Genomic DNA, 25,375 nt, shown 5'->3' on the forward strand with positions numbered 1-25,375 from the left:
CTGGGGCATTCCTCCCGGTCCGTTTCCCGTCGTGGACGTGTGGTTGGGCCGCCGGACGCGGCCGGCAGGTCAGGACGCGTCGAGCGTCCGGATGTACCCGGCGAGGTGCGCCGGGGTGTGCAGCGCCCGCGTCCGCAGCAGCTCGCCGATGGCACCCTCGTCGGGGACGGCGAAGCGGCGCAGGGTGCGAGGGGCGGCGACCGAGGGGTCGGCCGCCAGCTGGGCCGCGACCTGGCCGGCGATGCCGGCCACCCAGACCCGGCCCGGGTCGAGTTCGCCGACCCGCGCATACCACTCGCGGTCCGGACTGGGGCGCAGCTGGTGCCCGGCGGCGCGGATCGCCTCCACCAGGTCCTGGGTGCCACCGATCGCCGCCGGAACGGCGTCCAGGTAACGGGTGCCGGCGTCGGCGTGACCGCGGTCGGCCAGCAGGATCGCCCGGGCGGCGGCATCGGCGGGCAGGGCCTGGAAGAGCTCGTTGCCGTCGAGGGCGAAGCTCTCCGGGAAGGACCCGGTGTCGATCATCGCCCGGGACCAGCTCCACACCGCGTCCGCGGCGTTGATCTGGAAGCGCCGCTGGTCGCCGAAGACGCTGGGGATGCGCACCACCACGGCAGGCACGTCCAGTTCGCCGGCGAGGTCGAGGTACAGCTCCGCCACCGCCTTGGACCGCACGTATCCGTTGGCCGCGGACGGCAGGGCCTGCAGCGGGCCGGGCGACACGGTGTCGCCGGCGGCGTCGTACACCGAGCTGGTCGACACCACGGTCAGCGCCTTGCGCCGGCCGGCGGCGGCGAGCTCCAGCAGGGCCGCCATGCTGTGCGTGTTCGCGGCGGCCAGCTGCCCGTACGGGTACACGTGGTTGACCCACGCCGCGGCGTGCACGATGCGCCCGGCGCCGTCCGCCAGCCGGTCGAAGTCCACTGTGGACAGACCGAGTCGCGGTGCGGCGATGTCGCCGTCGACCAGCTCCAGGCGCTCGTGGTGCTCCTCGCGCCACAGCCCGAGGTCGGTCATCCCGGCGACGAGGTCGGCGCGCCGGCCGGCGCCGCCGCGGACCAGGCACACCACGTGCGCGCCGGCACCGAGCAGCTCGGCGAGGACGAACCGGCCGACGAAGCCGGTGGCACCGGTGAGCAGCACCGTGTCGCGGTCGGCGGCGTCGCGCGCCCCGGGCCGGGGGATCCCCGCGGCCCGTTCGGCGATGTCGGCACGCACGGCCTCGATCTCGTCCGCCGGCCCGTCGCCGGCGCTTGGGGTACGGGTCCCGACCTCGTCGACGGCATCGGCGAGGGGCTGCAGCTGCGGGTTGCTGAACAGGGTCTCCATCGGCACCTCGACGCCGAGCGCCGTGCGGATGCGGGCGACCATGTGCATCACCATCAGCGAGTGGCCGCCGAGCTCGAAGAAGTTGTCCTCGCCGCCCACGGCGGGCACGCCGAGCAGGTCGGTCCAGATCGCCGCGAGCGCGACCGCGGTGTCGCCCTGGGGCGCCTCGCCGCGCGGCCCGGTCGGGGCGGCCTTGTCGCGGCGGCCGGCCAGGGCCTTGCGGTCGAGCTTGCCGTTGCGGGTCAGCGGGAGCTCGTCGAGGACGGTGACGGACGCCGGCACCATCCACTCCGGCAGCGTGCGCAGCAGCGCCCGGCGGATCGCGGTGCCCGTGGGCTGCGCGTCCCCGGCCGGCACGGCGTAGCCGGCGAGGGTGGCGGCGCCGACCCGGTCGCGTTCCAGCACCACGGCGGCCCGGGCGACGTCGTCCAGGGCGGTCAGGGCCGCCTGCACCTCGCCGAGCTCGATCCGGTGGCCGCGCACCTTCACCTGGTCGTCGCCGCGGCCCAGGTACACCAGTTCGCCGTCGTCGCGGCGCACGGCGAGGTCGCCGCTGCGGTACATCCTGGCGCCGGTCCGCGCGCTGAACGGGTCGGGCAGCATCCGCTCGGCGGTCAGCGCGGGGTTGGCGACGTAGCCGTGGCTCACGCCGTCGCCGCCGACGAAGATCTCGCCGGGTACACCGGTGCCGACCGGGTGCTGCGACGCGTCCAGCAGGTACAGCGACAGGTCCGGCAGCGGCGGGCCGATGAGCGACGCGGTCTCGGCCAGGTCGCCCTCGCGGACGGGCCGGACGGTGACGTGCACGGTGGTCTCGGTGATCCCGTACATGTTGATGAGCTCGGGCTGCCGGTCGCCGTGCGCCCGCACCCAGGGGCGCAGCGCGGCGAGGTTGAGCGCCTCACCGCCGAACACGACGTACCGCAGCGCCTGCCGCTCGGAACGCTCCAGCAGGGCGGCGCTCACCTGGCCGAACGCCGACGGCGTCTGGCTCAGCACGGTGACCTGCTCGCTCAGCACGAGCTCGGCGAACACGTCCGGCGCGCGGGTGGCCCACTGCGGCACGACCAGCAGGCGGCCGCCGTGCAGCAGCGCACCCCACAGCTCCCAGACGGAGAAGTCGAAGGCGTACGAGTGGAACAGCGTCCACACGTCGTCGGGGCCGAACCGCATGTGCTCGTCGCAGGCGGCCATGAGCCGCAGCACATGCCGGTGCGCAGCGAGGACGCCCTTGGGCTTGCCGGTGGAGCCGGACGTGTAGATGACGTAGGCGGGCGCGTCCGGGGACACGTCCACGGCGACCGGCGCGGGCGCGGCACCCTGCCAGGCCTGGTCCTGCCAGTCCAGCACGAGGGTCTGCGGGCCGCCGTCGGCGCCGAGCGCGGGCGCCTTCGCCGTCGCCGGGACGACCAGCACGGTGCGCACCTGGCACTCGGCGAACTGGTCGGCGGTGCGGTCGGCCGGGTTCTCCGGGTCGATCGGCAGGTAGGCGGCACCGGCCTGCAGCACGCCGAGGATGGCGGCGGGCAGGTCCACGCCGCGGTCGAGCACCAGGCCGACGATGCTGCCGGGACCCTCGCCGCGGTCCCGCAGGGCGGCGGCGATCCGGCCGGCCCGCTCGGACAGCTGCGCGTAGGTGAGCTTCTGCCGGTCGTCGGAGACGGCGACGGCGTCGGCGTGCCGATCGGCCTGCGCGGCGAAGGCGGCGGGCAGCGTCGCCGCGACACCGCCGGTGCCGGCCAGGCCGCGGGCGGGGATGACGGCGGGCTCGTCCTCGCCGAGCATCGGCAGGTCGGCGACGGGGACGTCCGGGTTGGCCAGGCCGGTTCGCAGCAGCGTCTCCAGCCAGCCGGCCCAGCGGGCGACGGTCGCCGCGTCGAGCAGCTCGTCGTCGAACGGCAGGTAGCCCACGACCTCGTCGCCCTCGCACCACAGCTCGGCCATCAGGTCGTAGTGGGTCGCGCCGCCTTCGAGCTCGAAGAAGTCGATCTCGAGGCCGGGCATCCTGGGCGGGGTGGGCGCGCCGTCGCGCAGCGAGAACGACGTCTGGAAGATGGGCGTGACGCCGGGGCGGCGGGACGGCGCCAGCTCGCGCACCAGCATGTCGAAGGGGATGTCCTGGTGGCCCATCGCCGCGGCGAGGGCGGACCCGGTGCGGCGCACCAGGGTGTGCAGGTCGGGCCGGTCGCCGACCCGCACGTGGATCGGCAGCCAGTTGAGGAAGTAGCCGATCATCCGCTGCGTCTCCGCCTGCGGCCGGCCGGCCACCGGTACCCCGACCACCAGGGATTCGGTGCGCACCAGCCGGGACAGCAGGGCGACGTAGCCGGCCAGGAACGCGCCCAGCAGCGTGGTGTCGTGCTTGCTGGCCAGGTCGCGCAGCCCGGCGACCAGGTCGGCGTCGAAGCGCACGTGGTGGAACTGCCCCTGGCTGCCGCGGATCGCCGGCCGGGGCCGGTCGGTGGGCAGGTCGAGGGCGTCCGGGGCACCGTCGAGGCGCTCCCGCCAGTGCTCCAGGATGCGCCGCGTCGATGCACCGTCCACAGTGGAGCGCTGCCATTCGGCGAAGTCGGGGTAGTGCACGTCCAGCGGCGCCAGCTCGACCGGCACGCCGAGCTCGTTGGCGTACAGGCGGCCGAGGTCGTCCAGCAGGATCCCCAGCGACCAGTTGTCGGACACGATGTGGTGCTGGACCAGCGCCAGCAGGTGGGTGCGCTCGTCGACGCGGTAGAGCGTGCAGCGCACCAGCGGACCCTCGGTCAGGTCGAAGTCCTCGGTGACCAGCTCCGACGCCAGGTGCCGGGCCGTGCCGACCGGATCCGCCTCGGTGCTGCAGTCGACCTGCTCGAGCGGGATCGTCATGCGGTCCTGGACCAGCTGGTAGGGCTTGCCGTCGCGCTGGCGGAAGACCGTGCGCAGCGCCTCGTGGCGCGCCGCGAGCTGCTGCAGCGCCCGTTCCAGCGCGCCCGCGTCCAGGTCGCCGTCGATGCGCAGCGCGACCGGGACGTGGAAGATCTCGCGGCGGGTCAGCAGCTCGTACATGAACCACAGCCGCTCCTGCTCGAACGAGCAGGGTGCCTCCGGCGCGCCGCCGGCCCGGCGGATGATCCCGAGGTCGGTGCCCTTGCGGGCGAGCATCCGCTCGACCAGCCGGCGCTTGTCCGGGCTCAGCTCAGCCAGCCGCGACCGCAGCGCGGCGAGGTCCTGCGGAGCGGCGGCACCGTCCCGGGTCTGCAGCTCGGTCGGCTGATCCATGGCTGGAAACTCCCTGTCCGTCGAGATGTCCGTGGAGATGTCCGTCGGGGGTCTTCCGGTGTCTTCCGGTGTCGTCCGGGAGCCCGGCTCAGCGGGCGGTGAAGCCGCCGTCGACCACCAGCTCGGTGCCGGTGACGCCGCCGGAGTTCGGGCTCGCCAGCCACAGGCAGGCGGCCGACACCTCGGCGGCGGTGACCAGCCGGCCGATCGCGTGCAGTGAGGCGGACTTCTGCTCGTAGTCGTCCAGTTCGGATCCGAGGGCCTCGGCGACCGCGCGGGTGCTGCGGGTGCCCAGCTCGGCGTCGTCGGCGACGGTGCTCGGGCACACGGCGTTGGCGCGGACGCCGTGCCGGCCGTACTCCAGCGCGATCGACTTGGTCAGCCCGATCACGCCGTGCTTGGAGGCGACGTAGTTGGCGTACATCTCGAAGGCGACCTTGCCGCCGGTGGACGCGGTGTTCACGATCCGCCCGCCGCCCTGCCCGACCATGTGCGGCAGCACCGCCCGGCAGCACCGCCAGGTGCCGCTGAGGTTGACGTCCAGCGCGAGCTGCCACTGCTCCTCGGTCAGCTCGTGCGCGCGGACCCCGCCGGGGCCGAGCACGCCGGCGTTGTTGAGCAGCACGTCGATCCGGCCGAACTCGTCGAGACCCTCGTCGACGACTTTGTCCACATTGGACTGGTCGCGGACGTCGGCGACGCCGGTCAGCACCCGGCTGCCGAAGCGCCGGCAGGAATCGGCGGTCTCCTCCAGCTCGCGCCGGCCGGACATCGGGTAGGGGCCGGCCTCCGGATCGCAGTGGTCCACCAGGATCAGGTCGGCGCCCTCGCGGGCGAAGGTCAGCGCGTGGGAGCGGCCCAGCGCACGGGCCGCGCCAGTGATCATGGCGACGTTCCCGTCGAGCAACATCATGCCTCCAGTGGATTGGACCCGGCCAGTGCCGGTTCTCGTGCCGAATCAAGTGCCGATGCAGGGGCCGGTTCGGGCGGGCGGGACGGCGTCGCGGCGAGCTGCCGGCCGAGCCGGGGCAGCGCGAGGGCGAGGACGTCGATCGCGCGGTACAGCTCGCTGATCGGGAGGTGTTCGTCGGTCGTGTGGTCCAGGTGGGCGTCCCCGGGCCCGTACGCGGCCATCGGCACGCCCCACGGGTCGAGGGTGTTCATGTCGGAGGTGCCGGCCTTGCGCTTGAACGTCGGGCGGGCACCCTGCGCGGCGATCGCGGCGCGCAGCTGGCTCACCACCGGGTCGGACCGGGTCCGGGTCACCCCGGGCACCCGCTCGTCCACCCAGATCCGGCTGTGCGTACGGCTGCGGGCGAAGCGCTCCAGGGCCGCGAAGTCGAAGCCCGGCGGCACCCGGCAGGTCAGGAACGCCTCGGCGTCGGCGAGGTCGCCGCAGAGCCGGACGAGGGTGCCGGCGGCGACGCCGAACGCGACCGGGTCCGGGTCCGGCTCGCCCGACAGGCCGCGCAGGTAGTCCTGCACGTCGTGGGCGAAGCGGGCGGCGCGTTCCACCGCGGTCGGCTCAGGACTGCTGGTGTGCAGCGGCGGCTGGTGCATCTCATATCCCAGGCCGATGCGCCCCTTGTACCCCAGGCAGACCCCGTCCCAGCCGCTCGGCTCGCCGATCACCACGGCCGCCGGGGGCGCCACGGTGTCCATGACGTGCCGGGCGCCGCGCCCACCGGCGACCTCCTCGCCGACCGCGCCGACGACGTGCACCCGCACCCCGCGGCTGCGGGCGGCGGCGCAGATCATCGTGACGAAGGAGCCCTTGGCGTCCACCGAGCCGCGGCCGTACAGCAGGTCACCGACCTGACAGACCGGCACGTGCCCGGGGACGGTGTCGATGTGGCCGAGCAGCATCACGGTGGGTCCGTCGCCCGGGCCGATCACGCCGTGCACGTTGCCGACCTCGTCGACGTGCGCGTCGAACCCGAGCGCGTCCAGCTGCTCGGCGAGGAACCCGGCGAGCGGCAGCTCCTGCCCGGAGACGGACGGGATGCTCAGCGCGGCGCGCAGCAGCCACGCCGGGTAGTCCTCCCGCGGCCCGTCACGCATCGCGGTCCCCTTCGCGGACGAAGGTTCCGGTGCCGTTCAACGCCTGCCGGATCGGCTGGTCCTGTTCGGCGGAGGCGATGGCGACCTGGTCCACGGTCCGGCTGGCGCGCAGCCCGGCGCGCACCTTGTGCCGCATCCGGCCCTGCACGATGTCGCCGTCCAGGTGCTCCGGGCCGACCTCTTCGAGCCTGGTGGACGGGTCGTTCGGATCCTCGAGCACCCCGCTCACGTCGGTGAGCAGCACCAGCGCGGAAGCGTCCAGGGCCACGGCGAGCCGGGCGGCGGTCTCGTCGGCGTCGACGTTGAGCAGGTGCCCCTCGTCGTCGCTGGCCGGCGGGGACACCACGGGGACGTCGCCGTGCTCCAGCACCGCCTGCACGGAGCTGGGGTCGACCCGTTCGATCTGGCCGGATCGGTCGTCGCGGATCAGCACGATCCGCCCGTCCTGGACCGACCGGATCGCCGGCTTGCGTTTCGCGGTCAGCATCTCGCCGTCGGCGCCGCTGAGGCCGACCGCGCGGGCGCCGCGCGCCCGCAGCCCGCTGACCAGCTCCGGCTTCACCTGCCCGAGCAGGGCCATGGTGATGACCTCGAGCATCGGCTCGTCGGTGCGCCTGCTGTGCGTGCCGTCCGGTGACTTGATCACCTCGCGTTCCACGCCGAGCTGGTCGGCCAGCTCGTCGGCGGCCGCGCCGCCGCCGTGCACCAGCACCGTCGGCAGGCCGGCAGCGGCCAGTTCGGCCACCTCGTCCAGCACCGTCTCGGGGTTGGCTCCGCCGCCGATCTTGACCACGATCACCCCTGCGGGGATGGCGGTCCCGGCCGGCGCGTCGACCATCAGTTCCTGGGCCAGGTCTTGGCTGTCGTCCCGTGCCATTCCCCGCTCACCTCCCGACGCTTGTTCGTCTCGCTGCTTTCCGTCCGGTCGCGCCCGCCGGTCAGGCGGGGTGCAGGCCGGGGAACTCCAGTCCGGTGTCCTCCGGCAGCCCGCGGGCCACGTTCAGGCTCTGTACGCCGCCGCCGGCCGCGCCCTTGACGAGGTTGTCCAGCGCGGCGACCACGACGATGCGTCCGCCGTCCTCGTCGACCGCGCAGCCGATGTCGGTGAAGTTGGTGCCGGACAGGAACTGCGGGTCCGGCATCCGGTGCACGCCGCGGCTGCGGGCCACCACCCTGACGAACGGGTGGTCGCGGTACGCGAGCTGCAGGACCCGCAGCACGTCCCGGCGGGTCACCGGCTCGGGCGGCGTGACGTGGCAGATGACCTGCACGCCGCGCACCGCCGGGACGGCCGTCACGGTCATCCTTGGCCGCACCCCGGCGAGCGCGGCGATCTCCTTCTCGTGCCGGTGCCCGGTGGGCCGGTAGACCCGGAAGGCGTGCCCGCGCTCGGCGTGGTGCGAGGCGGGTCCCGGCTCGGCGCCGGAGCCGGACGAGCCGGTCCGGGCGTCCACCACGACGTCGCCGGCCACCAGCCCGGCCCGCTGCAGCGGCGCCAGGGCCAGCACGGCGGCGGTCGCCATGCAGCCGGGGACGCTGATGCGGGCCGCGCCGGGAAGCTCGTCGGCGTACAGCTCGGGCAGCCCGGTCCGGTACGTCTCGCCGGACACCGAGTCGGCGCCGAAGCGGAAGTCCGGGCTCAGGTCGACGATCGTCCCGGCGACCTCCGCGACGCCCGCCTCCACCTCGGCGGAGGCTCCCGACGGCAGCGCCAGGAAGGCGGTGTCCACCGGGGTCAGGTCCTGCGGCGGCTGAAAGGTCAGCCCCAGGTGGTGCAGGTTCGGGTGCACCTCCGCGACGGGCCGGCCGGCGTGCCGCCGTGAGACGGCCTGCGCCAGGTCGAGTTCGGGGTGGGTGTGCACCAGGCGGAGCAGTTCCCCGCCGGTGTATCCGGCCGCGCCGAGAACACTCACCTTCACCGGGCAACTCCTTCCAGCTCGCGGTCGTCGGGTTGTCCGGTTACTCGCCCCAGTCCTCTTCGACCTCGGGGGCCAGCGCGAGCACCACGGGCCCGGTCGCCACCACTTCGAGCTCGCTCGAGCAGTGCTGGCAGATCACGATCTCGGCGACCAGCAGTTCGTCGGAAACAGGGACCGCACCCGCACACTCGGGGCACTGCACAGTCACAGCAACAGTCATAGTTGCCTCCGCTAGATTGTGTGATTACTGTTTTGCCAACACTGCAGAAGCTAACACATGCTTCACGAGTGCACATCCTGAGCGACAATCTCTTCGGACCCTCCACTGATCGGTGGCGATCACTGGGTGCGGCCACCGGCGGTGATCCCGCCAATCCCTTCCAGTGCAAGGAAAGTGCTGCTACACACCACATTCCGGCGGAGTTCAGGTGAGCGCTCGGGGCCGTGAAGATCAACTTGCGGATGCCAGCGACCCGGGCGATGCTGGCCGACGAGACCACATAGCCAACGTTCAACACTGCATCGCACGGCGCAGAGTCTACATTTTGTCTGCCGAGTGTCTGCGACGACGGATTGCCGCCGCCCGCGTCCCGGCGCGAACTCGTCCGACCGGAGGTGCCCCACCCATGTCTGAGACGACCCGCACCGTGAGCCGTCCCGCGGCGACCCGTCCCGGCGCCGAACTGGCGCTGCTCGGCGGCCCGCGGGCCGTGCCCAAGGACTGCGCCGACGCCGTCTGGCCAATCGTCACCGAGGCCGACGAGCAGGCCGTGCTCCGCGTCCTGCGCAGCGGGCAGCTCAACGCCGCCTCACCCGGGGAGCCGGAGGTCGGCCGGCTGGAGGCGTCGTGGGCCCAGGCCACCGGGGTGCGCCACTGCGTGGCCGTCGCCTCCGGCACCGCCGCGCTGCACGTCGCACTGCGCGCCTGCGGGATCGGCCCCGGCGACGAGGTGATCGTCCCCGCCTTGACCATGAACGCGACCGCGCACGCCGTCCACGCGGCCGGCGGCACCGCGGTGTTCGCCGACATCGAGCCGGACACCTACACGTACACGATGGACCCGCACTCCGCCGCCGAGGCCGCCGGGCCGCGCACCGCCGCGCTGCTGCCGGTGCACCTGCACGGCCTGCCGGCGGACATGCACGCCCTGAACCGGCTGGCCGGCCGGCTGGACGTCCGGGTCGTCGAGGACGCCGCCCAGGCGCACGGCGCGCAGCTCGACGGCGAGCGGGCCGGCGCGCTCGGCACGGTCGGCTGCTTCAGCCTGCACCCCCACAAGAACCTGCCGACGTGCGGCGAGGGCGGGCTCGTCACCACCGACGACGACGACCTGCACGAGCAGCTGGTGCGGCTGCGCAACTTCGGCGAGCTGGCACCGACCGGGGCGCGCACGTACATCTCCCACCGCACCGCGCTCAACGCCAGGATCGCGCCGGTCGCGGCCGCGTTCACCCGCTCCCAGCTGGCCCGTTTCCACGACGACACCCGCCGGCGCGAGCCCGGGATCCGGGCCTTCCTGGACCGGCTGGAGCAGCTGCCCGGGCTGCACGTGCCGCGGACCCCCGCGGGGCGCACGCATTCCTGGCACATCCTGCGCCTGATGCCCGAGCCGGAGGAGCTCGGCCTGGACCCGGAGCACCGCGCCGGGCTGCGCACCGCCCTGCACCGGGCGCTGCGCGCCGAGGGTGTGCCGGTCTCCCAGTGGCAGGTCGCGCCGCTGCCCGCGCATCCCGCGTTCCGGCCGGCCGGGCTGTCCGAGGACGCCGCGCTGGACTGGGTGGCCGAGCGTTTCCCGGTGACCGCCGACGTCATCGACGGTTCGCTGTGCCTGCAGCGCCGGCACCTGGACCCCGACGCCGGGCCGCTGCTGCAGCGCTACGCCGACGCCTTCGAGAAGGTCTGGCAGCACTTCGACCTGATCCGCCGGATGGCCGGCTCCCGGCCCGCCCCGGGCTGGCGGGAGGTGCTGCGCCGAGGCTGACCCGCCCGACCCGAACCCAGCTCGACCTCCACCTCGAAGGGAGCCAGACATGGCCGTGCCGACCACGACAGGCCCGCCGCACTCCCCCGCGGCAACGCTCGAACCGGCGGCGCAGGACCCGGCGGCCTCGGAGACCGCATCCGACACCGCATCCGGCACGACGCTCGACGCGGCGGCGATGGCCAAGCGGATCCGTCAGGACATCATCCGGATGGCCGGCGGCCCCGAGGGCGCACACGCCGGCGGCAGCCTGTCCTGCGCCGACCTGATGGCCGTCCTGCACGCCGAGCTGCTGCGCCCCGGCGACTCCTTCGTGCTCAGCAAGGGCCACGCCGCGCCCGCGTTGTACAGCGCGCTGACCCAGCTCGGCCGGTTCCCGGCGGAGGAGCTGGACGGCTACGCCCAGCCGGGCAGCCGGCTGTTCGGGCACCCCCGGCACGACCTGCCCGGCGTCGAGTTCGCGACCGGCTCGCTCGGCCACGGGCTCGGCCTGTCGGTGGGCCTCGCACTCGCCGAGCAGCTGCGCGGCGGCGACCGGCACGTGTACACCGTCCTCGGCGACGGCGAGCTGCAGGAAGGCAGCGTCTGGGAGGCCGCGCTGCTGGCCGGCCACCGCAGGCTGTCCGGGCTGGTCGCGGTGGTGGACCGCAACGGGCTGCAGATCACCGGCGGCACCGAGGACACCGTCGGGTTGGAGCCCCTCGACGCCAAGTTCGAGGCCTTCGGGTGGCAGGCGCGCACCGTCGACGGCCACGACCTGCCCGCCCTGCGCGAGGCGCTGCGCCCGGCCCCGGACGGGCCGGTCGTCGTGATCGCCAAGACCGTGAAGGGCCGCGGCGTGCCGTTCCTGGAGCAGCGGGTCGCCGGGCACTACGCCAAGCTCAAGCCGGCGCTGGTGCAGCGCGCCCTCGCCGCGATCGGCCGGTCTGCGGGAGGTGCGTCGTGACCGCCGTGGTCGACACCGCCGAGGTGGTCCTCGGCCCGGATCCACGCACCGCCTACCGCGAGGCCCTGACGGAGCTGGCCGCCGAAGACCCGCGGGTGATCTGCCTGGACTCCGACACCGGCGGGCTGGAGGACACCTTCGCCAAGCAGTTCCCCGACCAGTACGTCAACATCGGCATCGCCGAGGCGAACCTGATGACGGTCGCCGCCGGGCTCGCCAGCCGCGGCTTCATCCCCTACGTGCACACCATGGCGACGTTCGCCACCATGCGCGCGGCGGAGTTCCTGAAGCTGGACGTGGTCGGCAACCGGCTGCCGGTGCGGGTGATCGCCACGCACGGCGGGCTGTCCGCCGCGCACTTCGGCACCACCCACTTCGCCCTGGAGGACCTGGCGGTCGCCCGGGCGCTGGCGGAGCTGGCCGTCGTCGTCCCCGGCGACGGGCGCCAGATCGGCGCCGCCACCCGGCAGCTGCACGACCTGCCCGGCCCCGCGTACCTGCGGCTGGGCCGCTCCGCCACGCCGGTGCCGCCCGGCCCGGCGCCCGACTTCCACCTCGGCCGTGCCAGGGTGCTGCGCGACGGCACCGACGTCACGATCGTGGCGACCGGTCCGCTGCCGCTGCTGTTCGCGCTCGAGGCGGCCGAGGACCTCGCCGGCGACGGCGTCGCCGCGCAGGTCCTGGAACTGCACACCCTGCACCCGCTGGACCGCGACGGGCTCCTCACGGGCTGCCGCGGCCGCGCCGGTGTGGTGACCGTGGAGGAGCACCGGCCGCAGGGCGGCATGGGCGACGCCGTCGCCGAGGTGGTGTCGGCCGACCTGGCCGTGCCGATGCGGCGGCTCGCGGTGCGGGGCACCCCCGGCGGCCGCGTGGCCAGCCAGCGCGACGCGCTCGCCGCGCACGGGGTGAGCACCGCCGCGGTGGTGGACGCCGCACGGGAACTGCTTGCCCACGACCAGAACCAGCGACCGGCGCGCCACGGGGCCGCCGCCACGAGGACGAGGTGATGACGATGGCCACCACGGCCCTGATCCACGACGAGGACCGCATCCAGTACGTGCAGAGCGTGTTCCGGCGGGTGCTCAAGCTCGACCGGGAGGTGTCCGCGGACGACGACTTCTTCGCCCTCGGCGGCACGTCCCTGACGGCCATGGAGGTGATCGACCTGATCGACGCCGAACAGGGTCGGCGGCTGCCGGTGCGCAACTTCTACCAAGCGACCGTGGTCCGTGAACTGGCCGGCGAGCTCGCGCCCGCGGCCGAGACCGGCGGAGGTGCGAAATGACACCGAGAACCGGAACCCCCATCGAGGCGAGAGCCGGAGGTAATGAGGTGGCAACAACCGTACAAGCGCCCGCAGTGCCGGTCAGCGAGGCGGAGCGGCGCAAAGAGAAGCTGCACTCCCTCACCGGCCTGCGGTTCATCGCGGCGTTCCTCGTCGTGCTGTGCCACGTGGGCATCAACCTGCTGCCGAACGTGGCCAAGGACCAGATCTTCCTGATCCACGTCTTCTACGGCTTCGGCTCCGTCGGGGTGTCGTTCTTCTTCATCCTGAGCGGTTTCGTGCTGACCTGGGTCGCCCGGGAGAGCGACACGGTGCCGCAGTTCTGGCGCCGGCGGTTCTTCAAGATCTACCCCAACCACCTGGTGACGCTGCTCGCCGCGGTGCTGCTCGCGGTCACCTTCGCGCAGGCGCTGTCGACCCGCGACACCCTGGCCACGCTGTTCCTGGTGCACGCCTGGATCCCGGACCAGGACCTGCTGTTCAACCTGTGGAACAACACGCCGACCTGGTCGCTGTCCTGTGAGCTGCTGTTCTACCTGGCCTTCCCGATGGTGCTGAACCTGCTGCGCCGGGTCCGCCCGGAGCGGCTGTGGCGGGGCTTCTGGTTCACGTTCGCCGCGATCGTCGCGGTGCCCTTCGTGGCGCTGCTGCTGCCGGCCGGCGGGACCCACCGCGGCACCGGGCTGCCCTGGCTGCACATGTGGTTCATGACGTTCTTCCCGCCGGTGCGGATGCTGGAGTTCGTGCTCGGCATGTTCACCGCACTGATCATCATCAACGGTCGCTGGGTGAAGCGCTGGCCGCTGCCCGTGGCCCTCGCCGTGGCCGCGGTCGGTGCCATCGCCGCCGGTGGCGCCACCCCGCCGATCGCCGGTTTCGTCATGGTGTCCGCCCTGCCGCTGGTGTTCCTGGTCGGTGCCGCCGCCAACCGCGACATCCACGGCACCGGCAGCGCGCTGGGCAGCCGGACGATGATCTTCCTTGGTGAGATCTCGTTCGCGCTGTACCTGGTGCACTGGCTCGTCGTGGTCTACGGCTGGATCGGCCGGCACTCCCCGACCTGGGGCGCGAACCCGGCCGACGCACCCACCACGTGGGGCACGGTGCTGACGTACGCGGGCCTGACGATCGTCACCAGCCTCGTGCTCGCCTGGGCGCTGTACACCTTCGTGGAGCGGCCCATCATGCGGCGGTGGAGCCGTCCCGCCGCCAAGCGCGACACCCTGGAGGCCAAGACCGCCGACACGGGCTGAGCGCACGCAGACGAGGCTCCCACCGCGCTGGTGGGAGCTTCGTCGCGTCTCCTGCTGGGTACGTGGACTCGGTATAGGGTGAAGACTGACGACAAAGGGGGCGACGTGAAAGTCACCTGGAAACAGGTCGCCACTTGGCGGATGCAGCGCCAATACGTGGACCCGCGCACGAAGCGCAGCGCGAGCGAGATCGTCGGCAGACTGTGTGGTGTGCAGGCGCAGGTGTGGAGCGCCGCCGAGCTGGCCGTCGCGTTGCGGCAGACGACACCCGACGGCGACGCCGTCGACCGGGACGTCGCCGACCTCACGCTGATGAAGACCTGGGCGATGCGCGGCACGCTGCACCTGCTGCGCCCTGCCGACGCCGGCGCCTTCCTGTCGCTGATGGCGGACGCGGGCAGTTGGCTCAAGCCGTCCTGGACGAAGGCGTCCGGCGTCAGCCCGAAGCAGGTCGACGAGCTGACCGACGAGGTCGCCGGGCTCCTCGCCGACGGTGCCGAGCTCACCCGCGACCAGCTGGTCACCAAGCTCATCGCCGACAAGCGGTTCAAGAGCATGGAGGAGCGGCTGCGGTCCGGCTGGGGCTCGGTGCTCAAGCCCCTCGCCTGGCGGGGCGCCCTGTGCCACGGCGTCAACCAGGGCAACAAAATCACGTTCACGTCGCCGGCGAAGAAGTTCGGGTCCGACTGGAAGGGCATCCCGGAGCCCGACGACGCCGCCCGCGCCGCGATCGCGGCCTACCTGGGCGTCTACGGCCCCGCCACGATGGACACCTTCGACCGCTGGCTGACGCTCAACAGCACCAGCAAGCCGAAGCTGCGCCGGTGGTTCGCGGACCTGGAGGACAAGCTCACCGAGGTCGACGTCGAGGGCCGCAAGGCGCTGATCCTGACCGAGCACGCCGACGAGCTGGCCGACGCCAAGGAGTGCTCGGGCATCAAGCTGCTCGGCCACTTCGACCAGTACGTGCTCGGCCCCGGCACCAAGGACGAGGTCCTGGTCGAGGCCAAGCACCGCACCAAGGTGAGCCGCGCCGCCGGCTGGATCTCCCCGATCGTCGTGGTCGACGGCAAGGTCGAGGCGGTGTGGGAGATCGAGGGCAAGGACCTCGTCGTCACCCCGTTCGACGGCGTGGCACTGCCGGTGAAAGACCTGCAGAAGGAGGCCACGCACGTCGGGAAGGCCAACGGCGTGAGCGGCCTGAAGGTCCGCGTCGCCTGAGCCTCAGCAGCAGCGAGCGTCAGGAGAAGTTGGCGCGGTACAGGTCGCGCAGCAGGCAGATCTCCGCGCCGTGGTGCATGACCTCGCGGTTGACGTGCAGCATCAGGGTCGCCATCGGCCGCTTCGCCCACTCGCCCTCGGCATCGCCGATCGAGCGGGCGAGCGCCGCGCCGTCGAGGGCGGCCACCGCGTCACGCCAGCCGCGGTAGTGCCGCTCCAGCGTGGCGACGGCGTCGTCGGCGGTGACCGGCAGCCGCGCGGTGTCCATCGTCAGCGAGCTGTCGCCGAAATGCGCGCTGGTGCGGATGCCGAGCACGTGGAAGGCGACGTGGGTCATGCGCCACGCGATCGTGGTCACCGGCGGCGGATCGGGGTCCTTGCGCATCCCGTCGAGGGTGGCCTTGCCGTCGGCGGCGGTGCGCAGCGACCAGCAGTCCTTCACCGGCTCCCAGAAGTACTCGTCGTCGGTGAGGCCGGCCAGTCTGGGCGCCAGGTGCATTTCCCAGTAGAGGTCGAGCTGGTCGACCACTTCGGCGCGCCAGATCATCCGCGGCTCCCGTCGGTTGGTGACGATGATTCAGATACCTGAACCATAGGACGGCGGCAGCGCAGGCGATGTCGGGTCGGTCCCGGATCCCCCGAACGGGATCAGCGCAGGTTCTGCAGCCGGACCTGACCGCGGGCGACCAGGTTGCCGGCGGCGTCGAGGGTCTCCACCGTCCAGACCTGCTGGGTGGCGCCGCGGTGCACCGGCACCGCCGTCGAGGTGAGCCGGCCGTTGGCCTCGGTCACCGGGGCGTAGAAGTCGGTGGCGTTGCTGACCCCGACCACGGTGCCCCGGTCACCGAGCCAGCGGTCGGCGGCCACGCTCGCGACGGACTCGACGACCGCGCAATGCACCCCGCCGTGCAGGATGCCGTGCGGCTGGAGCAGGTCGCTGCGGGCCGCCCAGGCGGCCACCACCCGGTCGGGACCGACCTGCTCGAACTGCAGGCCGAGATGCTCGATGTAGGGTCCGAGTCGCTGCTCCACCTTGTCGACCGTCATGTCTTCAGTATCCCAGTGTCTGCTGGACTCTGCAGAGTCGGCGATCAGGTGTCGAAGAACTCCAGCACGCCGTTGCGGCGCAGCCGGTCCACCCACGCCTGGGCGGTGTAGCGGGGGACGTCGAAGTGCCGGGCGAGCTGGCCGACACTGCCGGTGCGGCGCAGCTCGGCGGCCACCAGCTCGGGGTCGGGCATGCGCCGGTAGGGCCGGTCGGGCTTGGCGCGGCGGGCGGGCGGCTGCTCCTCGGCCGCGGCGGGCGTGCCGCTGAGCACGGTCGCGGCGACGGCGCTGCTCAGCGACCGGGCCAGCATGTCGAAGTCGATCGAACGCGCGGCGTTGGTCGGCAGGGCGCCGCCTTCGGGCGCCATCACGGACAGCTCGACGACCTGCGCCTCGAGGTTCTGGTTGATGCGGACGCGGGCGGTGATGGTCGCGGGCATCTTGTCGCCGTCCGGGCTCTCGGCCACGATCTTGACCGTGTAATGCGTTTCAACGTACTCCTGATTGGTATTCATGGAGACCGCCTTATTCTGTTGCGCGCCTCGGCGGGCCGAGGGAAAAGTGCGTGTCGGGTGCCGCCGAGTGGCGCAGCCATCCTGCCAATACTATACTCCCGTCGAATCTTGGAAGGTTCACCCGTAGAGTGACACTCCGAAGACGACGCGGTCCCCGTTGCACCGCGCCCGACCTGGGAATTTAGCGGTCGGCAGGCCCGACACGCAATCGCTGACACATCAGAGTCTGCAACCTTGCACCTACTCAGAGTGACGAATTTCGCCGACTCTGAGCGACCGGCAGGCGCCGTTCGGTGACGACATCACCTGGCGCGCCGCCGGTCGTGGCTCAGGCCCGGCTCGACGCGGCTGATAAGGACGATCCCGCGCCGGCCAGCTCGCCGATCGGGGTGCCGGGCGCCCCGGCGACCGCATCGATGAGCTCCAGCACCTCGTCGATGCGGTGGTAGCCGGACGAGTGGTCCCACAGGTCCGTGTTCAGCTCCAGCATGGCGGACAGCCCGGAGGGGCGCAGCAGCCCGTGGAAGGCCATGTCGTAGCGCGCGGTGCCGTGGGAGATGAAGCGGTATTCGCAGTCCAGTCCGGCGAACCTGGCCGGCATCCACGACTCCAGCTGCAGCTCGCAGGTGACCTGGTAGATCGGGTGCACCCCGGTGACCCGGTGCGGCTGGACGGTCTGCACGATGTCGGCGAACGGCGCCTGCTGGTGCTCGTAGGCGCGTAGCACGGCCGCACCCACCCGCTGCACCAGCTCGTCGAAGCGGGGGTTGCCGGACAGGTCCAGCCGGATCGGGATCACGTTGAGGAAGCAGCCGATCAGCTGCTCGGCGCCGCGCTGGGTACGGTTCGCGGTCGGGATGCCGATCACGATGTCGTCCTGGCCGCTGAGCCGGTGCAGCAGGACCGAGACCGCGGCGCAGAAGACGGTGAACGGGGTGGTGCGCCCGGCGGTCGCCAGGTCCCGCAGCGTGCGGGCCGCGGCGGCGGACACGGGCCGCTCCAGGAACTCGCCGCGGAACCGCGCCCGGTCGCCGCGCGGATGATCGGTGGCCAGCCGCAGCGCAGGCGCGCCGGCCAGCTCGCGGGCCCAGAACCGGCGCAGCCGCTCGCCCTCGGGACCGTCCAGCAGCTCCTGCTCGGCGCGGGCCAGGGTGGCGAAGTCGACCTCGTGCCGGGGCAGGACCGGGGCCCGGCCCTCCGCCCTGGCCTGGTAGGCGGTGGCCAGCCCCTGCATCAGCAGCGTCATGGACACCTCGTCGGTGACCAGGTGGTGGAACAGCAGCTGGGCCTGGTGGCGCTGGGCGTCCAGGCGGACGACGCGGGCCTGCAGCAGCGGCCCGCGGGTGATGTCGAAGCCGGTGTACGCGATCTCGTGCTCGAGCCGCTGCAGCTCCGCCTCGCGCCCGGCCTCGTCCAGGCCGCTGAGGTCGTGCACCGGCACGTCGATCCCGGTGTGCGGCTGGATCCGCTGCACCGGCCGGCCGTCGACCTCGACGAACGTGCCGCGCAGGCCCGGCTGGTGCGCCACCACGTCGTTGACCGCGGCGGCGAACGCGTCCGGCTGCAATGCCCCGGTCAGGTCCAGCACGAGCGGGATGGTGTGGGTGAGCGAGCCGGGGTCGGCCTGTTCGGCCAGCCACAGCTGGCGCTGCCCGGACAGCAGCGGCACGTCCACCGCGACGTCGGGCGAGCCGGGCTCCTCCGCGGCGGTCTCGTCGTGCGGCTCGGCGCCGTCGGGCTGGTCGGGCAGGTCGGCGACGAGCTCGAGCATGCCGTCCAGCTCCGGGTTGGCGGCGCGCAGGTTGGCGGTCAGCTCGCCGGGGGTGGGGTTCTCGAACAGCGTCCGCACCCGGACCCGCACCCCGAGCGCCTCTTCGATGTCGGCGACCAGGCGGGTGGCCATGAGCGAGTGCCCGCCGCAGGCGAAGAAGTCGTCGGCCGGGGCGATGTCGGGCCGTTCCAGGGCCTGCGCCCAGATCTCGAGGACCAGGGCCAGCAGCCGGTCCGGCCCGGTCGTCTCGGGGGTGTCCTGCGCGCCGGTGCCCTGCGCGGCGGTGTCCACCGCGGGCGCCGGCAGGCCGGCCACGATCTCCAGCCGCCCCTGCACGTCTCGGCGGGCGGTGAGCCCGGTGGGCGCCTCGGCCAGCAGCAGCGCGGCCGGCTGGTGCACCGACAGGCCGGGCTCCAGGCGCAGGTCCTCGGCGCGGGCGCCGTCGAGGCCCGCCAGCACCGGCCAGTGCTCCGCCCCGCGGGAGCGGTCCAGGGTGAGCGTGACGGGCGTGCCGTCCGGCAGGTCGATGCGCAGCTCCTCGGCCGGATCGCCGTCCGCCACGCCGACGCCGTCGCCTGCGCCGGCGCCGATCGGCGCCGGGTCGGGTGCGTGCAGGTCCAGCTCGGGCAGGCGCAGCGCGGGCCGGTCCAGCCACTGCCGCAGCACCCTGGCGTAGTCGTCGACGAGCGCGCGGACCCCGTCGGGCGTGTAGAGGTCGCCGTCGTACTCCAGCCACAGCCGGACCTGCTCGCCGGCGAACTCGACCTCGGCGACGGTGTCGAACCGGCCGCGGCCGCGTTCGACGTCCAGCACCCGCACCGGGTGCCCACCGAGGCTCAGCTCGCCGACGGCGTCGACCCGCGGCAGGAACAGGTGCTGGATGAGCGGGGTCCGGTCGGTCGGACGCGGGGCGGCCACGGCGTGCACGATCCGGGTGAAGGGCAGCCGGACGTGTTCGATCGCGGACGCGACCCGCACCGTGCAGCGGGACACCGCCTCGGCCAGGTCGGGGGTGCCGCCGAGGTCCAGGCGCAGCGGCACGGTGTTGGAGACCTGCCCGATCAGCGACTCCAGCTGCGGCACGCCACGGTTCGCGGCGAGCACCCCGAGGATCAGGTCGTCGCGGCCGGTGGAGCGGGCGATCGTGGCCGCCCATCCGGCCAGGCACAGCGCGTACGGCGAGCACGGCAGCTCCCGCGCGGTGCGGCGCAGCGCGGCGCCGTCGACACCGGGCAGGACGAACTCGATGCGCCCGCCGACCCCGCGGCGGATGCGCCGGCGCGGGCGGTCCGGGCGCAGGTCCAGGCTGGTCGGCGCGTCCCGCAGGGTCTCCTGCCACCAGGTGGTGTCGGCGTCCTGGGCGGTCGGCAGCAGCGCCTCGCGCTCCCACTGGACGAAGTCGCCGTACTGCAGCTCGGGGGCGGGCACCGGCGACGGGGCACCGGCGAGGGCGGCGGCGTAGTCCGCGGCGAGCTCCGCCAGCAGCAGCCGCACCGTGGTGGCGTCCGCGACGATGTGGTGCACGGCCACGGCCAGGACGTCCTCGCGGGTCGGGCCGCCGCCGCGCAGCAGCAGGAACGCGATCCCGCAGCCCGCCGCGGGGTCGATGCCCGCACCGGCGAACCGGGTCAGCTCCCGGTCGCGGTCCTGCTCGGCGTCGGCGTCGGTGTCGCGGGCCGGGAGGTCGAGCTCGGTCACCGGCAGCGGGTCCGGGACCGGCAGCACGACCTGGCCCGGTTCGCCGTCGTGCAGCCGCATCGCGCTGCGGAGGATCTCGTGGCGGGACAGCAGCGCGCCGACCGCGGTGTGCAGGGCTGCCGGGTCCAGCGGAGCCGGCACCGCCAGCGCCACGCACTCGGTCAGCGGCGCCTGCTCCGCCGCCGAACCGTCCGAGGACCAGAAGTGCTCCTGGATGACCGCGAGAGGCATGAAGTCTTCAAAGTCTCTCATGGAGATACGATAACTCACTATGCAGTCATTGCGCAGGGGTGACCGGTTCGGGTGGCTTCGCTGGCCTGAAGATGCGCTGTCTGCAGACCAGTTGTACGGTGAGGCCGTCGGCAGTTGTGGTGTGTGGCTCGAAGACTCGGCCGACACGCGAAGAGACCACACACCGGAATACGAGCGTCTCGCACGATTCCTGCAGAGGAGCCATGGGGCATGACCTCAACAAACTCGCAAAACAGGACAGCAACCACACAGGCCGAGCGTTCCGCAGGGGTCTCCCCCAAAGCGCCGCCCGGCCCCGCCGGCACCGCGACACCCACCGCCGGCGGCGGCGGGCGCCGGCCCTCGGTGCTGCGCAACCGCGACTTCGCCCTCGTGTGGGGCGGCGAGTCGATCAGCCTGCTGGGCAGTGAGATCAGCGTCATCGCCCTGCCGTCCCTCGCGGTCCTCGTGTTCGGCGAGGGCGCGCTCGGCGTCGGCCTGCTGATCGCGCTGCAGTGGATCCCGTTCGTGCTGCTCGCCCCCGTGATGGGGGTGCTCACCGACCGGCTGAACCGGCGGATGATGATGCAGGTCGCGAACCTCGCCCGGTTCGTCATCCTCGGCTCGCTGCCGCTGCTGTGGGCGCTGGACGGGCTGACGATCACGCACCTGTACGTGGCGGCGGTGTTGAAGGGCATCTTCGACGTCGTCTTCCAGCTCGCCTACCAGGCGTACCTGCCGCAGCTGCTGCCGCGGGAGGATCTGGTCGACGGCAACGCCAAGACCCAGCTGAGCCGCTCGGTCGCGCTCATCTTCGGCCGCAGCGCCGGTGGCGCCCTGGTCGGCGCGCTCGGCGCGGCACGGGCGATCACCGCCGACGCCGTCACCTATCTGTTCGCCGGGCTGAGCCTGATGTTCGTGAAGTTCCGCGAGCCCGCGCCGCAGCCCCGCCCCGGCGGTGTCGGCGCCACGCTCAAAGACCTGCGCGGCGGCGTGTCGATGACCTTCGGCAACCGGCTGCTGCGGTACCTGACGCTGATGGCCACCTTCGGCAACACGGCCGTGTCCATGGTCCTTGCGATGATCATCGTGTTCGGCTACCAGGACCTGCACCTCAGCGCCGCGCAGATCGGGCTCGTCCTCGGTATCGGCGGCACGCCGGTCATCCTCGGCGCGATCCTGTCCCGCAAGATCAACGAGCGTCTCGGCATGGGCCGCACGCTGCTGCTGACCCACTCGATGCTGGTGGTGGCGTTCCTGCTGCTGCCCTTCGCGCAGTTCGGCAACACGGCGACCGCCGTCACACTGCTGATCATCTCGCAGGGCATCTCGTCGTTCACCACACCGGTCGGCAACGTCGGTGTGATGACGCTGATCCAGAAGGCCACGCCGCCGCAGGCGATGGGCCGCGTCGGCGGGGTCGCCCTGCCGTTCGTCTGGGGCGCGAACGCCGCCGGACCGCTGCTGGGCAGTGCGATCGCCGTGACGTTCACCAACGTCACCGCCTTCTACCTGGCCGCCGCGCTCGCCGTGGTCGCCGTGGGCTGGGTCCTCGCGGGCCGGGTGCACAAGCTGATCGACGACGTCCCGGAGAACGAGCGAGTGGTCGTTCCGGCCGCGTAGTGACCAGGGAGGGAACACAGACATGATCACCCAGCAGGACACCCCGGTCGTCCGGGACACCACCGGCACGACGACCCTGGTCTCCCGGATCGAGGAGTTCGCCCGCACCGCACCGCAGTCGCCCGCCGTCCGGCACGGCGACCGGGAGCTGACCTACGGCGAGCTCAACCAGCAGGCCAACCAGCTCGCGCACGAGCTGTCGGTCCTGGGGGTGCGGCGCGGTGACATGGTCGCCATGTACCTGGGCCGCTCGATCGAGTGGGTGGTCGGCATGCTCGGCTGCCTGAAGGCCGGCGGTATCTGCATGCCGCTGGACCCGTCCGTGCCGGTCGAGCGCTTCAACCGGGCCATCGCGGCGGGGAGCCCCACCGCCGTGGTGGCCCTGAAGCCGACACGGGCGCATTGCCCGAACGCGGCGGAGGTGCCGCCGGTCCCGGTCGGGGTGCCGGTGGCACCCTGCCCGGCCGGCGGCAACCCGACGCCGCCGGTCCCCGGTGGGCTGCCCGTGGTGACCATCGACGCCGGCGTCCCGGCCCGGGAGGTCCTGCCGGACCCCGGTCCGGCGGCCCGGCGCGAGGAACTCGCGTACGCGATGTTCACCTCGGGCTCCACCGGGGCGGCGAAGATCGTGCTGGCGCAGCACTCCTGGCTGGCGCTCAGCGCCGCCCGCAGCGCCACCATCAACGGCACCACCGCCGCCGACCGCGGCTCCTGGCTCGGCGCGGCCGGCGCCGGGATCGCGATCCACGAGGTCGGCGGCCTGCTCTGGCAGGGCGCGCAGATCGTGATCGGCGAGCACGACGTGATCGCGTCGCCGCCCGCGCTGCGGGACTGGCTGCTCGCCGAGCGGATCACCCTCAGCTTCGTGATCACCCCGGTCGGCGAGGTGCTGCAGAACCTGCCCTGGCCCCGCGAGTGCGACCTGCGGCTGCTCACGCTCGGCGGTGACCGGCTCAACCGGTGGGGGCCGGCGGACCTGCCGTTCGAGGTCGCCGTGTCGTACGGCAGCCTCGAGGCGTTCCAGGTCGCCAACTCCTGCCACCCCTGGCCGCGGCGGCTGACCCCGTCCACGGCCACCGGCGCCGACCGCGAGACCGCGCCACCCGTCGGCCGCCCGATCGACGGCGTCACCGTCCACCTCCTCGAGGACGACGGGCTGACCCCGGTCGGCGACGGCATCGGCGAGGTGTGGATCGACTCGGACTGCCTGAGCCTGGGCTACCTGGGCGATCCGGCGCAGACCGCGGACCGGTTCCGGCCCAACCCGTTCGGCGCGGCGGGCGGCCGCATCTACCGCTCCGGTGACGCCGGCCGGTTCCGCCCCGACGGCATCCTGGAGCACCACGGCCGCATCGACGACATCGTGAAGATCCGCGGCCACCGCGTCGAGCTCGGCGACGTCGACTGGGTGCTCGGCCGGCACCCCGACGTCGGCCAGGTCGCGGTGGTGCCGACGATGGACGGCGACCAGCGCCGGCTCGTGGCCTGTTTCGTCGCCGACCGTGACGTCGCGCCGCTGGAGCTGCGCAACTACGCGATGGAGCGGCTGCCGGACTGGATGGTCCCGGTCGCCTACGTCCAGCTGGGTGAGCTCCCCCTGAACACCTCGAACAAGATCGACCGCCGCGCGCTGCCGCCGGCGGACTGGGCCCGCGGCCGGCCCGCGCGCGCCTGGCGGGCGCCCGCACCCGGGGCGGAGACCGACCTGGCCCGGCTGTTCGCCGACCTGCTGCACGTGGACCGGGTCGGCGCGGACGACAACTTCCTGGAGCTCGGCGGCGACTCGCTGCTGCTGGCCACGCTGCAGGGCCACATCGAACAGGACCTCGGCACCAGGATCGAGATGAACGACCTGGTGAGCGACCCGACCGTCAGCGGCCTGGCGCAGCTGGTCCCGGCGGACGGTGACACCGGTGCCACGGCACCCTCGCTCCCCCCGATCACCCCGCGGCGACGCTGAGCGCTCCCCGTACCGCCGCCAAAACGACCACCACAAGGACCCGGCTTGGAGGCTGGCATGGATGCTGGCGTGACCATGGAGTCCGCGGACGTCACCGACAGGTTGGTGACCGCGTTCGACCATCACGACCCTGAATACACTCCACAGACCGCACCGACGGTGAACAGCGAGATCCGCGACCGCGGGGTGACCTGGTCGCCCGCATACGGCGGAGTCTGGATCCTGTCCCGCTACGAGGACGTGCGCGCCGCCCTCACCGACTGGCAGACCTACAGCTCGGCCCGCGGCGTGCACTTCCCCCGGGCCGAAGGCATGCCGATGTTCTCGCCGATCGACTACGACCCGCCGCAGCAGCGCGACATCCGGGACCGGATGGCCGACCCGGTGACCCGCGAGGCGATCGGCGGGCTGGACGCGCAGCTGCACCAGATGGCCGCCCGGCTGCTGGCGCCGGTGGCCGAGCGTGGCCACGGCGACCTGATGGCCGAGTTGGCCGAGCCGTTCGCGATCGAGGTGCTGGGCGTCGCGTTCGGGCTGTCCGACGCGTGCCGCAGCCGGGTCCGCGAGGCGACGAAGACGATGTGGGCCTACATCTCCACCGACAACGACGCGAGCAAGTTCTGGCCCGCGTTCCACGACATCCTCGCCGAGGAGATCGAGCGGGTGCGGCGCGAGCCCGACGGCGGCTACATCGCCAAGCTCGCCGCGATGCAGCGCGACGGCAAGCCCTTGCCGGACGAGGAGCTGTACTCGATCATCGTCAGCTTCTGCGTCGCCGGGCACGACAACACGATGAACTCGATCACCCGTCTGGTGCACACGCTGGGCCGGGATCCGGCGCTGCAGCTGCGGTTGCGGCGCGAGCCGCAGCTGCGCGCGGCCGTCGCGGAGGAGGTGCTGCGCCGCTGGTGCCCCACCGACCGGTTCACCCGGATCACGACCCGCGAGGTCGCCGTCGCCGGCACCGTCATCCCGGCCGGTGCCCGGGTGGTGCTGCTGTTCGACGCGGCGAACCGGGACCCGGAGAAGTTCCCGGAGCCCGACGAGTTCAACCCCGACCGCGGCAACTCGCACCAGCACCTGAGCTTCGGCCACGGCATCCACCACTGCATGGGCGTGCACCTGGCCCGGGCCGAGTTCGCCGCGGTGCTGGACGAGCTCGCTGAGCTGCCGGTGTTCGACCTGGACGGGCCCAGCGAGCTGCACTTCGAGAACGGCCGGCACATCATGTTCGACCAGGTGCCGGTGCGCTTCCGCACCGGGGAGGAGCGCTGAG

General features: G+C 72.8%; 19 protein-coding genes. 9 read left to right on the forward strand and 10 right to left on the reverse strand.

Annotation, left to right across the window (positions count from 1 at the left end; translation table 11 throughout):
• Nucleotides 1-69: 69 nt before the first annotated feature.
• The 6 genes from AB0K00_RS32485 to AB0K00_RS32510 all read right to left on the reverse strand — a co-directional run bounded on the left by AB0K00_RS32485 (nt 70) and on the right by AB0K00_RS32510 (nt 8,784).
• Complete coding sequence (locus AB0K00_RS32485; protein WP_363528157.1) at nt 70-4,584, reverse strand: amino acid adenylation domain-containing protein; 4,515 nt, start codon at nt 4,582-4,584, stop codon at nt 70-72.
• 88 nt (nt 4,585-4,672) lie between these two features.
• Nucleotides 4,673-5,497, reverse strand: a complete 825-nt coding sequence (locus AB0K00_RS32490; protein WP_363528160.1) for an SDR family oxidoreductase — start codon at nt 5,495-5,497, stop codon at nt 4,673-4,675.
• Complete coding sequence (locus AB0K00_RS32495) at nt 5,494-6,645, reverse strand: M20/M25/M40 family metallo-hydrolase (RefSeq protein WP_363528163.1); 1,152 nt, start codon at nt 6,643-6,645, stop codon at nt 5,494-5,496. Before AB0K00_RS32495 ends, AB0K00_RS32490 begins: the two co-directional genes overlap by 4 nt.
• Complete coding sequence (locus AB0K00_RS32500; protein ID WP_363528166.1) at nt 6,638-7,522, reverse strand: [LysW]-aminoadipate kinase; 885 nt, start codon at nt 7,520-7,522, stop codon at nt 6,638-6,640. Before AB0K00_RS32500 ends, AB0K00_RS32495 begins: the two co-directional genes overlap by 8 nt.
• A gap of 61 nt (nt 7,523-7,583) precedes the next feature.
• Nucleotides 7,584-8,564, reverse strand: a complete 981-nt coding sequence (gene argC, locus AB0K00_RS32505) for an N-acetyl-gamma-glutamyl-phosphate reductase (RefSeq protein WP_363528169.1) — start codon at nt 8,562-8,564, stop codon at nt 7,584-7,586.
• A gap of 40 nt (nt 8,565-8,604) precedes the next feature.
• Complete coding sequence (locus AB0K00_RS32510) at nt 8,605-8,784, reverse strand: lysine biosynthesis protein LysW (RefSeq protein ID WP_363528172.1); 180 nt, start codon at nt 8,782-8,784, stop codon at nt 8,605-8,607.
• A 406-nt stretch (nt 8,785-9,190) separates the two neighbouring features.
• Here AB0K00_RS32510 and AB0K00_RS32515 point away from each other — a divergent pair, with 406 nt between their 5' ends.
• The 6 genes from AB0K00_RS32515 (at nt 9,191) to AB0K00_RS32540 (ending at nt 15,254) form a co-directional block, all read left to right on the forward strand.
• Nucleotides 9,191-10,546, forward strand: a complete 1,356-nt coding sequence (locus AB0K00_RS32515) for a DegT/DnrJ/EryC1/StrS family aminotransferase (protein WP_363528175.1) — start codon at nt 9,191-9,193, stop codon at nt 10,544-10,546.
• A gap of 49 nt (nt 10,547-10,595) precedes the next feature.
• Nucleotides 10,596-11,492 (forward strand): transketolase, encoded by an 897-nt coding sequence (locus AB0K00_RS32520; RefSeq protein ID WP_363528178.1) that lies wholly within the window; start codon nt 10,596-10,598, stop codon nt 11,490-11,492.
• Complete coding sequence (locus AB0K00_RS32525; RefSeq protein ID WP_363528180.1) at nt 11,489-12,502, forward strand: transketolase C-terminal domain-containing protein; 1,014 nt, start codon at nt 11,489-11,491, stop codon at nt 12,500-12,502. Before AB0K00_RS32520 ends, AB0K00_RS32525 begins: the two co-directional genes overlap by 4 nt.
• A gap of 5 nt (nt 12,503-12,507) precedes the next feature.
• On the forward strand, nt 12,508-12,780 hold the full coding sequence (locus AB0K00_RS32530; protein WP_363528183.1) for an acyl carrier protein: 273 nt from the start codon (nt 12,508-12,510) through the stop codon (nt 12,778-12,780).
• A gap of 47 nt (nt 12,781-12,827) precedes the next feature.
• The gene (locus tag AB0K00_RS32535; protein WP_363528186.1) at nt 12,828-14,033 is read left to right on the forward strand and encodes an acyltransferase; all 1,206 of its coding nucleotides are present in this window, start codon (nt 12,828-12,830) and stop codon (nt 14,031-14,033) included.
• Nucleotides 14,034-14,138: 105 nt separating this feature from the next.
• Nucleotides 14,139-15,254, forward strand: coding sequence for a winged helix DNA-binding domain-containing protein (locus tag AB0K00_RS32540; protein ID WP_363528189.1), 1,116 nt, complete (start codon nt 14,139-14,141; stop codon nt 15,252-15,254).
• Between the two features lie 19 nt (nt 15,255-15,273).
• Here AB0K00_RS32540 and AB0K00_RS32545 read toward each other — a convergent pair whose 3' ends face one another.
• From AB0K00_RS32545 to AB0K00_RS32560, 4 genes are all read right to left on the reverse strand, one after another.
• Entirely contained in the window at nt 15,274-15,801 is a 528-nt protein-coding gene (locus AB0K00_RS32545) for a DinB family protein (RefSeq protein WP_363528192.1), read from the reverse strand.
• A gap of 101 nt (nt 15,802-15,902) precedes the next feature.
• Nucleotides 15,903-16,301 (reverse strand): PaaI family thioesterase, encoded by a 399-nt coding sequence (locus tag AB0K00_RS32550; protein ID WP_363528194.1) that lies wholly within the window; start codon nt 16,299-16,301, stop codon nt 15,903-15,905.
• A 44-nt stretch (nt 16,302-16,345) separates the two neighbouring features.
• Nucleotides 16,346-16,816, reverse strand: a complete 471-nt coding sequence (locus tag AB0K00_RS32555; protein WP_363528197.1) for a hypothetical protein — start codon at nt 16,814-16,816, stop codon at nt 16,346-16,348.
• A 328-nt stretch (nt 16,817-17,144) separates the two neighbouring features.
• Nucleotides 17,145-20,537, reverse strand: a complete 3,393-nt coding sequence (locus AB0K00_RS32560; protein WP_363528199.1) for a condensation domain-containing protein — start codon at nt 20,535-20,537, stop codon at nt 17,145-17,147.
• 210 nt (nt 20,538-20,747) lie between these two features.
• On the opposite strand from AB0K00_RS32560, the gene AB0K00_RS32565 reads away from it, so the two are divergent.
• Genes AB0K00_RS32565 through AB0K00_RS32575 form a run of 3 tightly spaced genes read left to right on the forward strand, consistent with a single transcriptional unit; the run spans nt 20,748 to nt 25,374 of the window.
• On the forward strand, nt 20,748-22,139 hold the full coding sequence (locus AB0K00_RS32565; protein WP_363528202.1) for an MFS transporter: 1,392 nt from the start codon (nt 20,748-20,750) through the stop codon (nt 22,137-22,139).
• Between the two features lie 22 nt (nt 22,140-22,161).
• Entirely contained in the window at nt 22,162-24,099 is a 1,938-nt protein-coding gene (locus tag AB0K00_RS32570) for a non-ribosomal peptide synthetase (RefSeq protein ID WP_363528205.1), read from the forward strand.
• A 57-nt stretch (nt 24,100-24,156) separates the two neighbouring features.
• Nucleotides 24,157-25,374, forward strand: a complete 1,218-nt coding sequence (locus tag AB0K00_RS32575) for a cytochrome P450 (RefSeq protein WP_363528207.1) — start codon at nt 24,157-24,159, stop codon at nt 25,372-25,374.
• Nucleotide 25,375 lies beyond the last annotated feature (1 nt).

It is taken from the genome of Dactylosporangium sp. NPDC049525 (assembly GCF_040676755.1).
Taxonomy (GTDB): Bacteria; Actinomycetota; Actinomycetes; order Mycobacteriales; family Micromonosporaceae; genus Dactylosporangium.

What these genes read in the sequence shown, in the direction of transcription:
- AB0K00_RS32485 (WP_363528157.1), bottom strand. Translation starts at nt 4,584, where the DNA reads ATGGATCAGCCGACCGAGCTGCAGACCCGGGACGGTGCCGCCGCTCCG.
- AB0K00_RS32490 (WP_363528160.1), bottom strand. Translation starts at nt 5,497, where the DNA reads ATGATGTTGCTCGACGGGAACGTCGCCATGATCACTGGCGCGGCCCGT.
- AB0K00_RS32495 (WP_363528163.1), bottom strand. Translation starts at nt 6,645, where the DNA reads ATGCGTGACGGGCCGCGGGAGGACTACCCGGCGTGGCTGCTGCGCGCC.
- AB0K00_RS32500 (WP_363528166.1), bottom strand. Translation starts at nt 7,522, where the DNA reads ATGGCACGGGACGACAGCCAAGACCTGGCCCAGGAACTGATGGTCGAC.
- AB0K00_RS32510 (WP_363528172.1), bottom strand. Translation starts at nt 8,784, where the DNA reads ATGACTGTTGCTGTGACTGTGCAGTGCCCCGAGTGTGCGGGTGCGGTC.
- AB0K00_RS32515 (WP_363528175.1), top strand. Translation starts at nt 9,191, where the DNA reads ATGTCTGAGACGACCCGCACCGTGAGCCGTCCCGCGGCGACCCGTCCC.
- AB0K00_RS32520 (WP_363528178.1), top strand. Translation starts at nt 10,596, where the DNA reads ATGGCCGTGCCGACCACGACAGGCCCGCCGCACTCCCCCGCGGCAACG.
- AB0K00_RS32530 (WP_363528183.1), top strand. Translation starts at nt 12,508, where the DNA reads ATGGCCACCACGGCCCTGATCCACGACGAGGACCGCATCCAGTACGTG.
- AB0K00_RS32545 (WP_363528192.1), bottom strand. Translation starts at nt 15,801, where the DNA reads ATGATCTGGCGCGCCGAAGTGGTCGACCAGCTCGACCTCTACTGGGAA.
- AB0K00_RS32550 (WP_363528194.1), bottom strand. Translation starts at nt 16,301, where the DNA reads ATGACGGTCGACAAGGTGGAGCAGCGACTCGGACCCTACATCGAGCAT.
- AB0K00_RS32555 (WP_363528197.1), bottom strand. Translation starts at nt 16,816, where the DNA reads ATGAATACCAATCAGGAGTACGTTGAAACGCATTACACGGTCAAGATC.
- AB0K00_RS32560 (WP_363528199.1), bottom strand. Translation starts at nt 20,537, where the DNA reads ATGAGAGACTTTGAAGACTTCATGCCTCTCGCGGTCATCCAGGAGCAC.
- AB0K00_RS32565 (WP_363528202.1), top strand. Translation starts at nt 20,748, where the DNA reads ATGACCTCAACAAACTCGCAAAACAGGACAGCAACCACACAGGCCGAG.
- AB0K00_RS32570 (WP_363528205.1), top strand. Translation starts at nt 22,162, where the DNA reads ATGATCACCCAGCAGGACACCCCGGTCGTCCGGGACACCACCGGCACG.
- AB0K00_RS32575 (WP_363528207.1), top strand. Translation starts at nt 24,157, where the DNA reads ATGGATGCTGGCGTGACCATGGAGTCCGCGGACGTCACCGACAGGTTG.